10 protein-coding genes and 1 pseudogene are annotated in these 14,352 nt (G+C 57.4%); 4 read left to right on the forward strand and 7 right to left on the reverse strand.

Translation table 11 applies throughout. The features are described from left to right. The first annotated feature begins 171 nt into the window (after positions 1–171). Both gcl and hyi read left to right on the forward strand, forming a co-directional pair. Positions 172–1,971, forward strand: a complete 1,800-nt coding sequence (gcl, locus tag ACP0KA_RS04940; protein ID WP_424627727.1) for a glyoxylate carboligase — start codon at positions 172–174, stop codon at positions 1,969–1,971. A 217-nt stretch (positions 1,972–2,188) separates the two neighbouring features. Then, the gene (gene hyi, locus ACP0KA_RS04945; RefSeq protein ID WP_424627728.1) at positions 2,189–3,007 is read left to right on the forward strand and encodes a hydroxypyruvate isomerase; all 819 of its coding nucleotides are present in this window, start codon (positions 2,189–2,191) and stop codon (positions 3,005–3,007) included. Between the two features lie 747 nt (positions 3,008–3,754). Here the strand turns inward: hyi and ACP0KA_RS04950 are convergent. After that, positions 3,755–5,269, reverse strand: coding sequence for a porin (locus ACP0KA_RS04950; protein ID WP_424627729.1), 1,515 nt, complete (start codon positions 5,267–5,269; stop codon positions 3,755–3,757). A gap of 356 nt (positions 5,270–5,625) precedes the next feature. On the opposite strand from ACP0KA_RS04950, the gene ACP0KA_RS04955 reads away from it, so the two are divergent. Beyond that, complete coding sequence (locus ACP0KA_RS04955; protein WP_424627730.1) at positions 5,626–6,171, forward strand: MarR family transcriptional regulator; 546 nt, start codon at positions 5,626–5,628, stop codon at positions 6,169–6,171. Between the two features lie 15 nt (positions 6,172–6,186). Here the strand turns inward: ACP0KA_RS04955 and ACP0KA_RS04960 are convergent, their stop codons facing one another. The 6 genes and pseudogenes from ACP0KA_RS04960 to ACP0KA_RS04985 form a co-directional block, all read right to left on the reverse strand. Continuing rightward, positions 6,187–7,320, reverse strand: a complete 1,134-nt coding sequence (locus tag ACP0KA_RS04960; RefSeq protein ID WP_424627731.1) for an alpha/beta fold hydrolase — start codon at positions 7,318–7,320, stop codon at positions 6,187–6,189. 426 nt (positions 7,321–7,746) lie between these two features. Continuing rightward, positions 7,747–8,666: pseudogene (locus ACP0KA_RS04965) on the reverse strand (carbohydrate ABC transporter permease). Continuing rightward, positions 8,659–9,615 (reverse strand): carbohydrate ABC transporter permease, encoded by a 957-nt coding sequence (locus tag ACP0KA_RS04970; protein ID WP_424627732.1) that lies wholly within the window; start codon positions 9,613–9,615, stop codon positions 8,659–8,661. Before ACP0KA_RS04970 ends, ACP0KA_RS04965 begins: the two are co-directional and overlap by 8 nt. A gap of 49 nt (positions 9,616–9,664) precedes the next feature. After that, a complete protein-coding gene (locus ACP0KA_RS04975) occupies positions 9,665–10,993 on the reverse strand; it encodes an ABC transporter substrate-binding protein (RefSeq protein WP_424627733.1) in 1,329 nt (442 codons plus the stop codon). Between the two features lie 23 nt (positions 10,994–11,016). Beyond that, complete coding sequence (locus tag ACP0KA_RS04980) at positions 11,017–12,069, reverse strand: ABC transporter ATP-binding protein (RefSeq protein WP_424627734.1); 1,053 nt, start codon at positions 12,067–12,069, stop codon at positions 11,017–11,019. A 246-nt stretch (positions 12,070–12,315) separates the two neighbouring features. Then, positions 12,316–13,080 carry a class II aldolase/adducin family protein gene (locus tag ACP0KA_RS04985; protein ID WP_424627735.1) on the reverse strand — a complete coding sequence of 255 codons (765 nt, stop codon included), beginning with the start codon at positions 13,078–13,080 and terminating at the stop codon, positions 12,316–12,318. A 391-nt stretch (positions 13,081–13,471) separates the two neighbouring features. Between ACP0KA_RS04985 and ACP0KA_RS04990 the strand changes: the two genes are divergently transcribed. Then, positions 13,472–14,347: an IclR family transcriptional regulator gene (locus tag ACP0KA_RS04990; protein ID WP_424627736.1), complete on the forward strand. Its 876-nt coding sequence runs from the start codon at positions 13,472–13,474 to the stop codon at positions 14,345–14,347. Positions 14,348–14,352 lie beyond the last annotated feature (5 nt).

The raw sequence follows: 14,352 nt of genomic DNA on the forward strand, positions 1-14,352 counted from the left end.
CGCGCGCCAACGACGGCTCGACGCTCTTTCAAATCGAAAGCAACCTAGCTCGTTGATAACGCGTGCGTTTCAGACCCTGTGCCACATCGTGAGAAACAAATAAGCGCGCGTTGAGACAGCGGAAGCAGTCGGTGATGCTCTCACTCCGGAAACCAACTGTCGGAGCGTGACATGGCAAAGATGCGGGCAATCGATGCGGCTGTACGAATTCTGGAAAAGGAAGGCGTCGTGTGCGCCTTCGGTGTACCAGGCGCTGCAATCAATCCCCTCTACTCGGCGCTGAAGAAGCGCGGGTCTATCAACCACATTCTCGCCCGCCACGTCGAAGGCGCGTCCCACATGGCGGAGGGCTATACGCGCGCCAAGGCAGGCAACATCGGAATCTGCATCGGTACTTCAGGACCCGCCGGCACCGACATGATCACGGGTCTGTATTCAGCGATCGCGGATTCGATTCCGATTCTCTGCATCACCGGACAGGCGCCCCGCGCGCGTATCTACAAGGAAGATTTTCAGGCCGTCGACATCGAGGCGATCGCAAAACCTGTCACCAAATGGGCTGTGACCGTGCGCGAACCTGCCCTGGTGCCGCGTGTGTTCAGCCAGGCTTTTCACATTATGCGGTCGGGCCGGCCCGGTCCGGTGCTGATCGATCTTCCGCTCGACGTACAGGTCGCCGAGATCGAGTTTGACGACGAAACTTACGAACCCCTCCCCGTCTATAAACCCGCGGCGACCCGCAAGCAGATCGAGAAAGCGCTCGACATGCTCAACGCGGCTGAGCGCCCGCTGATCGTTGCAGGTGGCGGTGTCATCAATGCCGATGCGTCTGACCTTCTCGTGGCGTTTGCCGAGATCGTCAATGTTCCTGTGGTGCCGACGCTGATGGGCTGGGGCGCGATCCCGGACGATCATGTTCTGATGGCCGGAATGGTCGGCCTTCAGACCAGCCACCGTTATGGCAACGCAACCATGCTCGAATCTGATTTCGTACTCGGCATCGGCAATAGATGGGCCAATCGGCATACCGGTTCGATCGACACCTATACCAAGGGCCGCACCTTCGTACATGTCGACATTGAGCCCACGCAGATCGGACGGGTTTTCAATCCGGATTTCGGCATCGTCTCCGACGCCAAAGCGGCGCTCGAACTGTTCGTCGCGGTCGCAAAGGAATGGCGCAAAGCCGGCAAGCTGAAAGAGCGCCAGGCGTGGCCTGCAGCCTGTCAGGACCGCAAGCGGACCATGCTGCGCAAGAGCCACTTCGATAACGTCCCGATCAAGCCGCAGCGCGTGTACGAGGAGATGAGCAAAGCTTTCGACCGCGACACATGTTACGTCAGCGTCATAGGCCTCTCACAAATCGCAGGCGCGCAATTCCTCGGTGTCTACAAGCCGCGGAACTGGATTAACGCTGGCCAAGCCGGCCCTCTCGGTTGGACGCTCCCCGCCGCTTTGGGCGTGCGCGCGGCCGACCCCAATCGCCAGATTGTTGCGCTCTCCGGCGACTACGATTTCCAGTTCCTGATCGAAGAACTCGCTGTAGGCGCGCAATTCAAGCTGCCTTACATCCATGTCGTCGTGAACAACTCATACCTCGGATTGATCCGCCAGGCTCAGCGCGGCTTCGACATGGACTATCACGTGCAGCTATCGTTCGAGAACATCAATGCGCCGGAGATCGGTGTCTATGGCGTCGATCACGTGAAAGTCGCGGAAGGCCTTGGCTGCAAGGCAATCCGCGTGACGGATCCGAAGGATGCCCAGGCTGCCTTCGCAAAAGCCCGTGAGCTGATGACAGAACACAGCGTACCTGTGGTGGTTGAGTTCATACTGGAACGCGTCACCAACATCGCGATGGGCACGGAGATCGACAACGTTGTCGAATTCGAGGAAGTGCTCGATCTGCCGCTCGATGACGCTCCGCCCAGCCCGACGGCCCCATCGCGCGGCAAGCTCCTGCCCGCGTGACCTGACGACACTGGCGCCACTCGTATCGGCCGGGCAAGTACCGAAGGGGCTCGCCCGGCAACATCCAACGAAGACAAGGACACTGGCGTGGTGGTTCAGAAGTTCGCGCGGTTTTCCCTGCGAGGCCCTCAAGCGAACTTCTGAACCTGAACCACGCCAGAGTCATAAGTTTCTAGTGTCCTCTCAAATCCGAAGTCCGCCAGGGAGGCGCTACACGATGAGGCGGACTTTGGATTCGGAGACACTCGCCGTGCTCAAGTTCGCTGCCAACCTCACCATGCTCTTCAACGAATTGCCATTTCTTGACCGCTTCGCGGCAGCCAAGGAGGCGGGATTCAGCGGCGTCGAATATCTCTTTCCCTACGAATTCGACAAAGCGGTACTGGCGGAGAAGCTTCAGCAACATGGATTGACGCAGGTGCTGCACAACCTGCCTGCCGGCAATTGGAGCGCGGGTGAGCGAGGAATTGCGATTCTTCCCGATCGTGTGAAGGAATTTCGCGACGGCGTGATGCACGCCATCGACTACGCGAAGGCTCTCGGCTGCCGGCAATTAAATTGTCTCGTCGGTCTTACGCCTGAAGGCGCTGATCCTGCGGAACTGCATGCCACTCTGGTCGCAAATCTCCGGTTCGCAGCGGAAGCTCTGGCCAAGCAGCGCATCAGGTTATTGATCGAGCCCATCAACACCCGCGACATCCCCGGTTTCTTTCTCACGGGCACAGCACAGGCTCTTCAGATCATTTCGGACGTAAAGTCGGACAATCTCTTTATTCAGTACGATATCTATCACATGCAAATCATGGAGGGCGATCTGGCCCCGACCATGAAGAAGCATCTTGATCGCATCGCCCATATCCAGATCGCGGACAATCCAGGGCGTCACGAGCCCGGCACCGGCGAGATCAACTATCCATTCCTGTTTCAATATCTCGACGAGATTCAATATCGCGGATGGATCGGCTGTGAATACAAGCCGAAGACGACCACGGCCGAATCCCTTGGATGGTACGAGCGCCAGACCGTGGGGGCATGAGTGCGCTGCCTGCGGCCGCCTTGAGTTGGCCTTCCTGATTAAAACGCGAACTCTGCTTTCTACGGGCACGGCCCAGCTGTTCGGGCGTGAATTGGACCATCTCCTTGTTCAGTACGATATCCATCACACCCAAACCATGGAGGGCGCTCGCGGCCCCGACCATGAAGAAGCATCGTAATGGCATCGCCTAAATCCAGATCGGGACAATCCAGGACATCGCGAGCCGGCGCCCGGGAGATCAACTCTCCATTCCTGTTCCAGTATTTCGGTTCGATATCGCGGCCGGATCGGCCCTGAATACAAGCCAGAGGACGAGGATTGCCGAAGGTCTGGGGCGGTACGAGCCGCGAACCGCAGGCTGATCCGCGCTGCTAGCTGCTTCTTCCAAAACCGCGAGTTCCGCAAGCTGACCGCCCTCCCCCGATTCGGCGAAGGACCTTTGCGGCGTGATTCGCCCTGTTCGCGGATTTTCCACTGTCCCAAAACGTAAAAACCTCCGGCAGGGCATTGCCGGAGGCTTTGGAGGTTTTACGTTAAGACTGACGTCTCACATAAACAAAGGCAGCGGCCGCTACCTTGGGGCCATTTATGCATGGTCGCACGGCTTAGTCAATTAATTGATTTAGTCACGCATTCACGGAATCGTCAGCGATTAACGCAAGCCAAGCAAGCCCCTAAAAAGAAAATCCCCGGCGGTTTCCCGCCGGGGATCTTGGTTCAAATCGTCACGCCGTTAGGCGATCACGATCAGAAGGTGCGGCGAACGCGGAGGTTGCCGGTGAACACGCCCTGATCCTTGAACTCGTACGCAGCGGTAGGATTGAAACCACCAGCTGGGAGAGTGATCGTGCCAACGCTGGTCTGATCGATCTTGGTGTAGAGCACTTCGCCCGAGAACGTCAGGTTCTTAACCGGGGTCCATGCCGTGCGGGTACCAATCTGCCAGATGTTGAAATCTGGGTTGTAGGAGCTGCCTGCACCAAGAGCGGCAAGGATAGCCGGCGTGTTCATGAGCGCCGTTGCATTGCCGTTGTAGTCAACATGGGTGTAGCCGCCGAACACGCCGGTTTCCCAGTTCGGGGTCCAGTTGTGCAGGAAGGAGGCGCGAACACCCCAGACCTTGGTCAGCTCGATGTTGGTACCGGTACCGTAAACGCCATCGAACAGAGAGCCCGCAGCGAACGATTCGTAGCCAACGTCGGAGCTACCATAGATGTTGTAGCCGTTGCCCACGGTGCCGCCGATGACGTACTTCGGTGCGCCTTCGGTGTAGGTCAGGTCCACCGAGAACTTGTCGCCGGGACCGGTCGGCAGGTTCTTCAGCAGCAAGCCGCCCGAAACAGCGAAGCCCCACTTGTCGCTTGGGCGGCCATCGCGCTCGTCAGCGGTGTAGTAGTTGGCGTTGACGTTGTGCAAGGCACCCGACAACTGGGCGGTGAAGGCCGCCTGATCGATGCGGATGTTGCCGACGATGTCAGGCGAGAGCTGACCGCCCGTGCCGTACGCGCCGCTCGCAATAAGGCTGCTTGAGGACGGAGCACCAGTCGAGCCGGTCACGACGCCAAACGGAGTAAAAGCAGCATTCAGGATCGGAGCGCGCTGAATGGTCTTGTTGTCTTCAACACCGAGCTGTGCCGACACGCCGTTGCCGAACTGGAAGGTGTAGGCAGCCTGGGTGATGCCGGTCGCGTTGTCCTGACCGCCGATGTAGGCCGAGGTGTTCACGTTCGCGGTGTAAGCGCTCCAAGGCGTCGTGAAGTTGGAGATCGCCTTACCGAAGGTGAAGCCGGCGAACTGCACGAACGCGAAGTCAACCGTCAGGTTACCCGACGACGGACCAAAGCCCGTGCTGTGTTCGAAGTTGCTGCTCCAGTAGGTGCGGACAACGCCGTATTCCGTCGCGGTGCGGGTGTCGAGGTTCAACTGCGCGCGCGAACGGGTGGTGAAGCTGTCGGAATCGTGATTGTGGTTGCCGTTGACGCCGGCATAGGTACCACCACCGGTGAAGACACCAGCGAAGCTGCCGCCGCTGAGCGGGTTGTTGTAGTTGTTGCTGGCGATGTTCACGTCAGCCTGAATGTAGCCACCCAGCTTGATGCAGGTGTCGGTGCCTGGGATGTAGTAGAATCCAGCACCATACAGCGAGCAGATCTTCACGTACTGAACGGCTTTCGCCTTCACCGGAAGATCAGCTGCCTGTGCCCCGGCGACGGCGACGAGAGTCGCGGCCGAACCCAGGATAAGGCTCTTAATCTTGCTCATAAAACCTCCAAGTTTGCTCTGTAAGAAAAGCGTTGGCCTTTTGTGGCAATCCACATGACCTCAGCTCTTCCGTTAACCGCCTGGCCGCCTCGCGCCTTCGGACACTCCCGCTTGAACGCGAGCGACTTAAGCGAAACCTCCAAACAGGACGACCCCGGGAATCCCCCCCAATCGTCAAAGTCAGATGACTGTAAAACTTAAGTGAGCACAACAATTGATTTACTCATGCTTTCATTTGGCCCCAATTGTGTGGTTTCTCCGCAACAGCGGCACTTAGTCCCTGTGGGTAAAAGGCTGATTGCATCGCCGGGGCGAGAGCCCTAACCTTCGGTTACAATCTGCGAGGTTGGGGTTGAATGGCAGACCGTAAGTCATTGGCCAGGAAATTCGCGTCAGGCTCGCCCGCTGAGGCCAGCGGTAAACAGACGATCGACCAGCCTGATGACGTACTCGTCCGCGAGTTCGTTTGGGACATCATTTCCATCAATGTCCATCTTGAGGAAATCCGGTCCATCTGGGCCCGCAGCCTTGGAATCACTTCACCGCAATGGCTGATCTTGATGGCCGTTAATGACCTCGACCGGGGCAAAGGGGCGTCGGTCAGGGCAGTTTCAACCAAGCTCCATGTCGACCCGTCCTTTGTGACGACCCAGACCAAGAGCCTGGAAAAGAACGGCTTTGTGCGTCGAATTCCCTCTGAGGAGGATGGCCGGGTCGTCTTGATGTCGTTGACGGACAAAGCCAGCAAGCAGATCGCCAGCCTCTACGCGCGGCAGTCCACCACAGAGAGCTTCATCTTCTCTGATTTCAGCGAGGGCGAACTGCGCAACATCACCGACAAGCTGACCCTGCTCAAAGAGCGAATGGGGAAGGCGCTTCTGAGAATTGCAGCAGAGACTTGAAAATCCTCGCCGATTTCAGAGCGCGCTGAGACGGCTGGATATCCAGTCGAAAATATACTCGCTCGCGATCGTCGGATTGTCCGAGTGCGCATGGGACGCAGCCGTTTCCGCGGCCGAGAAACATTTGAATGTGACGTCCCGACCTAAACTACTGAAATAATGCTGGAATTTAGAAAATTGGCGATGATCGAGCCAGTCGTGCTCGCCGAGCGTCACCAACGTAGGGCAGCCAATTTGGGCCAAAACGTCGGGACTCCAGGCATCGCGGCCGGCCTCCTCGGCGGGTTCGCCCTCATCCGAGGTGCGGTCCATTATAAAGTGTCGCCCGAGGCTATCCCACACGCCGGCATCGCACACGGCTGCCGCGAACCGATCATCAGCACTCGCGGCCCTCGACGCGGAAGCCGCACCCAGACTGTCGCCCCAAATGACAATCCGTTGCCCATCCACGTCGTTGCGGGTCATCAGGTAGTCGAAGCAGCCACTGATGGCTGTTTCAACCTGATACTGCACGCCCCCCCTGGTTGGAGGGCTCTCCCCTTGTCCCGGAAGGTCCACCAGCAGGAGCGATACCCCCCGGGCGCGAGCCTCACGGTGGATCTTGTAGAGGTGCTCGTCCTTGAATTGGTCTGGGCCTCCGACGCAAATAACGACGGGCGCCGGCGCGGTAGAAACGCTCGCGCGGAGGAAATAAGCCTCCACGTAGCTGCCCTCAAAGCAAGGGATCCGGAGGATCTCGCCACCAGGCGAAAGGTGCCGGATATAGAGCTGCGAGCAGGCCTGCATCTGGTCGAGAAGGGGCTTGCGCCTGCGGTCGTCTGCCTCGAGGAAAATGGCCGCTGTCCGATAGTAATTCGAGGCCCGAAGCCAATTGCTTTGAGCCGTTAGCGCGTGGCCCTCCGAAAGGGCTAAATCTCCGCGCGTCTTGTTGACGTCAGCAATTCTCTTCCATTCCCGATACCAGCTTTCGTCGTCGCCGGCTGCGATCCTGCTCGCAGTCATGAAACATTCGGAAATGGTGCTGCCGCCCTCCTGGGCAGAGCCCAATACTTTCATGAAATGAAAGCTGTACTCTTCATTCTGTGGCCATTGCGTCCAACCCCGCTGATCGTAGCGAGGTGCCGCGGCATCGATGGCATTCCGAGTCAACACTGGCAGTCCAATAGTGCAATTGCCGGCAATTCGCAGATCGCGCGGACATCTGTGGCTGAAAATCAGATCGGCGACGACCTGAGTAACGGCATTGCAGCTATGACATGTGGACTAGAGCACTATGACAAAACTGCGGGATCAAGCGCTTTATCAAGTTTTCGCGCGATTATTTACGGGCTGATGGGAAGGAGATCAATCAAATTCCCGCCAGAAAGAACGAAATCCAATAACAATCCTGCAGATGTTCGATTTTTTTGTTCCTCGTTCCAGATGCTGCGACGCAAATGACGCACCGCGCTCGCCAACAGACGCCATTTCGAAAGGATGAACGAAAGCTGCGTTATCCAGCTCCGACAATTGATGCGCGTTCAAGCGACACGAACCGCACCGAATGTGCGGTTCAAATCATCGGTAGCGTTTGGATTACTCCTTCACCGCGCCGGTCAACGACGAGACGTAATAATCGACGAACAGCGAATAGAAGATCGCGACCGGCAATGATCCAAGAAGCGATCCGGCCATCAGCGCGCCCCACTGGTAAACGTCCCCGGACACAAGTTCGGTCAAGATCGCGACGGGAACAGTCTTGTTCGCGCTGCTCTGAATAAAAGCCAGCGCATAGATGAACTCGTTCCAAGACAGAGTGAAACTGAAAATGCCTGCGGATATCAGGCCAGGAACGGCCAGCGGCAGCGTAATCCGCCGCAGGATTTGCAGACGGGTTGCGCCGTCAACCAAAGCGACTCCTCAAGCTCATAAGGTATGGACTTGAAGTAGCCGATCAAAAGCCAGGTACAGAATGGCACCAGAAACGTGGGATAGACCAGGATCAAGGATAACGGACTGTCGAACAGTCCCAATTGCACCACAACGGTGGCCAGAGGAATGAACAAGATCGACGGCGGCACAAGGTAGGCGAGATAGATCCCAAGCCCGACGTACGGACTACCCTTGAACCTGAGCCGTTCGATTGCGTAGGCCGCCAATGTGCTCGAGATCAGCGAAATGAACGTTGCGCCAACCGAAACCAGCATCGTCGTCATCAGCCAATGTGGATAGGCGGTGTCGAACAGCAGATGCTTGATATGCGCGAGCGTCGGAGAGCTGACCCAGAACGGGTTGTGCGCTTTGTAATTAAGCAATTCAGCGTTCGGCTTGAACGACGTCAGTGCCATCCAATAGAACGGAAACAACAGGATGATCACGAAGCACGCCAGCGGCAGATAGATCGTCACCGTGCGCCGGGCGCGCGTATCCCAGGGCATCGTGTCCGGCACGGCAGATGCGGAATTCACCACGCGGGCTGCCTTCACCGGCTGAACCAAGACCTCAGTATCAGTCATTGGCCTCTCCTTGCTGCCACTTGCGCCGGGCGAGACCGAAGTAGCTGAACAATGTCGCGAACACGAGGAATGGGATCATCGAGACCGCAATGGCGGCTCCCTCACCTAATTCGCCGCCGGCGATCCCACGCTGGAAAGCCAGTGTCGCCAGGAGATGCGTCGAATTGATCGGCCCACCGCGCGTGATTGCGTAGACCAATTGGAAGTCAGTGAACGTGAAGATGATCGAGAATGTCATCACGATCGCCAAGATCGGCATCATCATGGGGAGCGTGATATAGCGGAACCGCTGCCACGACGACGCACCATCGAGCATCGCAGCTTCGTACAACGAAGGCGATATCGTCTGCAGCCCGGCAAGAAGTGAAATCGCGACGAAGGGAATTCCGCGCCAGATATTGGCTGCGATCAAAGAGAATCGAGCCGGCCACGGTGTACCCAGAAAATCGATATTCGTGGTGCGGACGTGTAAAACGTCTACAAGAAGATACGAAATGATCGAGAATTGTGGATCATAGATCCACCAGAACGCAAGCGCCGAAAGGACCGTGGGTACGATCCAGGGCAAGAGCACAATGGCACGCAAAATACTCTTGAACGGGAAATGATTGTTGAGCAGCAGCGCCAGCCAAAATCCGAGAGAGAATTTTCCGATGGTGGCAACACCGGTATAAACCACGCTGTAGAAGACGGCGTTCCACCACAACCGATCAGTGAGCAGGTACTGAAAATTCTCGAACCCGACGAAGACTCCGCGCCGGCCGATCGTGGTGTCAGTGAATGCCAGCCAGACGCCAAGTCCCAGCGGATAGGTCAGGAAAACCAGCAGCAGCCCGAGCGCAGGCGTAAGGCAGACAGCGATAAGGAACGGCTTGTAGTCAAAGAGCCTCACCAGAGGCCCTGGCTTGGACCGGTCGGCACCACGCGGAAGTGTTGTTGTCAGAGACATCTAATTGTCCTGATGCAAACTGAACTGAAAACAGGCTGGCGGCTCTCGCTCATCGGCGGAAGTATCGCTTTGCGCGACGCTCCGCCTCCTTGGCTGCTTCCTCCGGCGTGGCTGCACCGGTTGCAACTGCCGCGCACATCTGAATCAAGACATAGTCAGCCGCAACAGCACCGCTGGCCGCAGATATCGGCCCCTTGTAGCCGTTCCAGTATCGGTTGTTCATCGTTTCCTTGAAGATCTTGACCTTTGGATCTCCCGACCACACCTCGCAATCGCCATAGGCCGTGAGCGGATGGGCCCAATAGCCGCTGTTGGCATTGATCCATGTTTCGTACTGCTCACGTTCAAGCATGAACTGAAGAAACGCTTTCGCCGCGTTAGGATAAGGACTGTGCTTGAACACCATGGCATTCAAGGTCAGCCCGGCCATGGGCGATGACTTCGCAAGACCGAGCGGCACTTTCTGGTGGTCGGTATCCTCGGCGAGCGCGGCTGTTGCCGGATCCTTCTTCAGCGAGAAATAGAGCGACACGCCATTCGTCGTCATCGAACAATCGCCGGCCGAATAGGCGCGATTGTTGCTGACATCGTTCCACGAGGTCACACCGGCAATCAGTGTGGGATACAATTTTTTTAAATAATTGAGCGCTGCGAGCGTTTCCTTGCTGTTGATGATGACAGCTCCCTCCTCATCAAGGAGCGACGCGTTGTGGGACCAAAGCAACCAGCTCGCAAACGTATTGCCGTCTCCCACGGCATTCCCCAGCGCGAAGCCGGCAGGCTTGCCTGCCTTGTGCAGCTTTTCACAAAGATCGAGGAAACCTGAATGATCGTCGGGGACCGACGAATATCCTGCGGCCTGGACCAGCGACTTGCGATAAACCAGTGGGCCGCCGCTCGCGCCGAACGGCAACCCGATCCACGCGTTGCTCTTGTGGCGTTTGCCGTATTTCTCGGCCAGATACATCCAGCCGCCGTACCGCTTGCCAAGATAGTCCGCCACTTCTGTCAGCTCGATCAGCTTGTCGATATAGATATGCGGCGCGTCTGAAAATCCGATGATAATGTCCGGGCCGGCCCCGCTGTTCGCAGTCACCGCCGTCTGCTGGTTGATATCTTCCCATCCGACGAAATCGACTTTGATGTCGACCCCCGTCTTCTCCGTGAACCGCTTCGCGTTGGCGCGGAAAACATCTTCGTCGGCCTGAACAAAGCGTACCGGCCGCAGCATGCGAAGAGAAGCGCCCTTCTCGATCTTGAGATCGGGGGCAGCAACGTCCGCGACCTTGATCGCTGACTGCGCGGATGTGCCAGTGGCAGCCAAGGCGGCTGCAGATAGTCCCAGGCTCAAGGCGTCGCGACGGCTGAAATCCTTCATGATGTCCTCCTTGGCATTGCTGATCAGGCGGTCAGGCGTTTGCCGCTTTCCGCATCGAACAAATGAGCTTTTGTGAAATCCGGCATGATCCGAACGGTTTCTCCCGGCCGCAGGTCAAACCGCTCACGGAATGCGCAAACCAACGGCGTAGCTCCGATGTGAAGCGTGACCTGCGTCTCGGAGCCCGTCGGCTCGACCAGATGAACCTTGGCTTCGATTCCATTGTCAGGCTGAAGATGGATGTGTTCGGGACGAATGCCATAAACTGCCTGGCGTACTGCCAAATTCGCAGCAAGCGGCAGCATCGTTCCGTCAGATGTCCGAAACTGACCGCCCATCGCCTCTCCCTTGATCAGGTTCATGGCAGGCGACCCAATAAAGCTTGCGACAAACAAATTGTCCGGCCGGTCATACAGTTCGAGGGGTGAACCGATCTGCTCGATGTTGCCGCCGTTCATCGCAACGATCTTGTCGGCCATCGTCATTGCTTCGATCTGATCGTGGGTCACGTAAACAGTAGTGACCTTCAGACGTTGATGCAGGTCCTTGATCTCGGCCCGCATCTGCACCCGCAGCTTGGCGTCGAGATTGGAGAGCGGCTCGTCAAACAGAAACACCTGCGGGTTGCGCACGATCGCCCGACCCATGGCAACGCGTTGTCGTTGCCCTCCCGATAGTTGCCGCGGATACCGTTCCAGCAATTCTCCAAGTCCCAGAATTGCCGCCGCGCGATTGACCCTTGTCTTGACCTCGGTCGCCGGGCTGCTTGCGAGCGTCAATGAAAAAGCCATGTTGTCGAACACCGTCATGTGCGGATAAAGCGCATAGTTCTGGAACACCATGGCGATATCCCGCTCCTTGGGCGGGACATCGTTGACAACGCGCGGACCGATACGAATTTCTCCGTTCGTAATTCGCTCCAGACCGGCGATCATTCGCAGCAAGGTGGACTTGCCGCATCCCGATGGGCCGACGAGCACAACAAACTCGCCGTCCTCGATATCGACGTTCACGCCATGCAGGACATGCACGGTTCCGAAAGCTTTCCGAACGTTTCGGATGTCGACGCTTGCCATCGCCCCTCCCGCGAAACGGCAACATTTATTGTTGCCATTGTTCTTGTTGGTGTTTTTGTTAGTGCTCTTGTTGGTTCGCCATCAACCTCTTGGCGGGCTGTTGACGCATCAAGGGATTGTATCTGTCACCTTCCGCACGTCGAACCAGAACGACGGAATTTTTCATTCCGCGCAAAGAGTGACCCCTGTTAGTTGTTGAGTACGACAGGCACCCCCGTAACTCAGCACCTCGCCGCGCAGACAATTTTACCTCCGATAGTCTTCGCCCGATCGATTGATCAGCCGCAACAAGGCCTGCCAATCAAGCATGCCAAACTCGTCCGAGCTGCGCATTTTCTTCATGCGGACAGCTGCGTGCTGAACGATATGTTCAGCGATCATCACCGGTGGCTCATTCAGGGTACGAGCGATGAGTTCGACCTCACACGCGCGTTCCAGAAGATAAAGTCGTTCAAACGCTCCGTGAATCGTAGGGCCAAAGGTCAGAAGCCCGTGGTTGAGCAGAACAACGGACGTGCCTTTCAGACAGCTTTGTCCCAAAGCGTCGCACTCCTCCTGCGTCGCAGGGATTCCGTACTCATGATAGACAACGTCATCGATGACATGCAATGCGTCCTGACTGATCGGCCGCAGGGCATTTCGCAACAGCGAAACACCCGCGCCGGCGCGCGTATGCGTGTGCATGATGCAATTCGCATCCGGCCGAGCCTTGTAGATACCACTGTGAATCGTGAAGCCGGCCTTGTTGAAGCGTGCGGGGTCTCCGATGACATGTCCGTCAAGATCCATCTTGACGAGGTTCGATGCGCAGATCTCATCAAACATGTCGCCAAGCCGATTGATAAGAAAGGTATTCGGCTCACCGGGAACCCGCGCGGACATGTGCGTCTGCAGCAAATCCGTCCAACCAAAGTGGTTGACGATGCGGTACAGCGCGGCGAGATCGCACCGTGTTTGCCATTCCGCCTCGCTCATTTCTCCGGCTTGTTGATTTGTCAGTGGCATGGACATGCATTTCCTCCCCGAAATCCTGAGCTTATCCGGGACAGCGTCTTGCGAAGCCGAACTGACATCGGCGCGCGTGACGATCGGACACTCCTCAGCGAATGCGGGGTCAGGCTAACGCTCTAGTGTGCGAGACATCTTGCATAATCGCCTCACGTTTTTACGGTGCGAAAATGAGACGTGCGCAACCGCAAGTGCGCCGCAACATTGTTCGAGGCCCGCTCTCCCCGCATCGCCACGATGCGGAGAGAGACTTGTAAGGCGCGACGTCACTGTGCATTATTCTCAACAATATTGTTGAAGTGCACCGCAAGATGCACGCGAGGAAACGGCAATAAGGCCTGTATGCCGAACCCGATTTCGGCGACAGCCGCTCAGTCTGGGGAGCATGAACTGTATGCCTGTTCACCAAAATCGCTCTGTTGGACGAACGCTGACAATCCTCGAGCTTCTCGGCAATACAAACAAGGCACTGACCCTGACGGAAATTGCCCGCGCGGCCGATCTGGACGCCAGCACGGTGTACCGGATTTTACGTGTGCTCTGCAGCCGCGGCTTCGTTTACCGTATCGATGCCACGCGCCGGTATGTGTTGAGCCTGAACGCATTTCGCTTGGGCAGCCCCGACCGGGTGGTCCAAGGTATCGGTAACCGGGCGCGCATGAGCCTGCTCCGCCTTGCCAAGGAACTGAACGAAACCATCCGCATGGCTGTCCTCGAAGGAGCCGAGGCTCGCTTTTGCGCTGAAGCGGGCGTCGCCAAACCTGGCCTGCAAATGCTGGGAGCGATGGTCGACGCCCATGCGTCTGCGGCCGGAAAGGCGCTTCTGGCCTGGCGCTCGCGCGCGGAAATCGAGCTGCTCTATCGCGGCCGTCGCATGCATAGCTACACCGACCGAACCCTGAAGAATGTACCTGCTCTTCTCAATGAACTTGCCGCTGTCCGTACACGCGGTTGGGCGATGTGCGACGGCGAAGGCTTACTCGCGGGTGATCGCGCACTGGCGGCACCCTGCTTCGACAGCAAAGGACAGGTACGATTTTCCATCGCAATTGCCAGTACCCGCAAGCGACTACCGCCCAACCGGGATAAAGAGTGCCTACCGAAACTTCTGGCAACCACTCAGGAAATTTCAGACACGCTTGGACTGCTCGGTAGCGACTGGAGTGCGCAGGAGTTCACCGACTACACGCAAGCCGCCGCCAATTACAGCCTCGCAGCTCAGCAGCAAACGGCTTCCGCACGGGTCCGGAGCGCCAACGGCAGGGTCTGACAACC

The organism is Bradyrhizobium sp. SYSU BS000235 (assembly GCF_049747295.1).
GTDB lineage: Bacteria > Pseudomonadota > Alphaproteobacteria > Rhizobiales > Xanthobacteraceae > Afipia.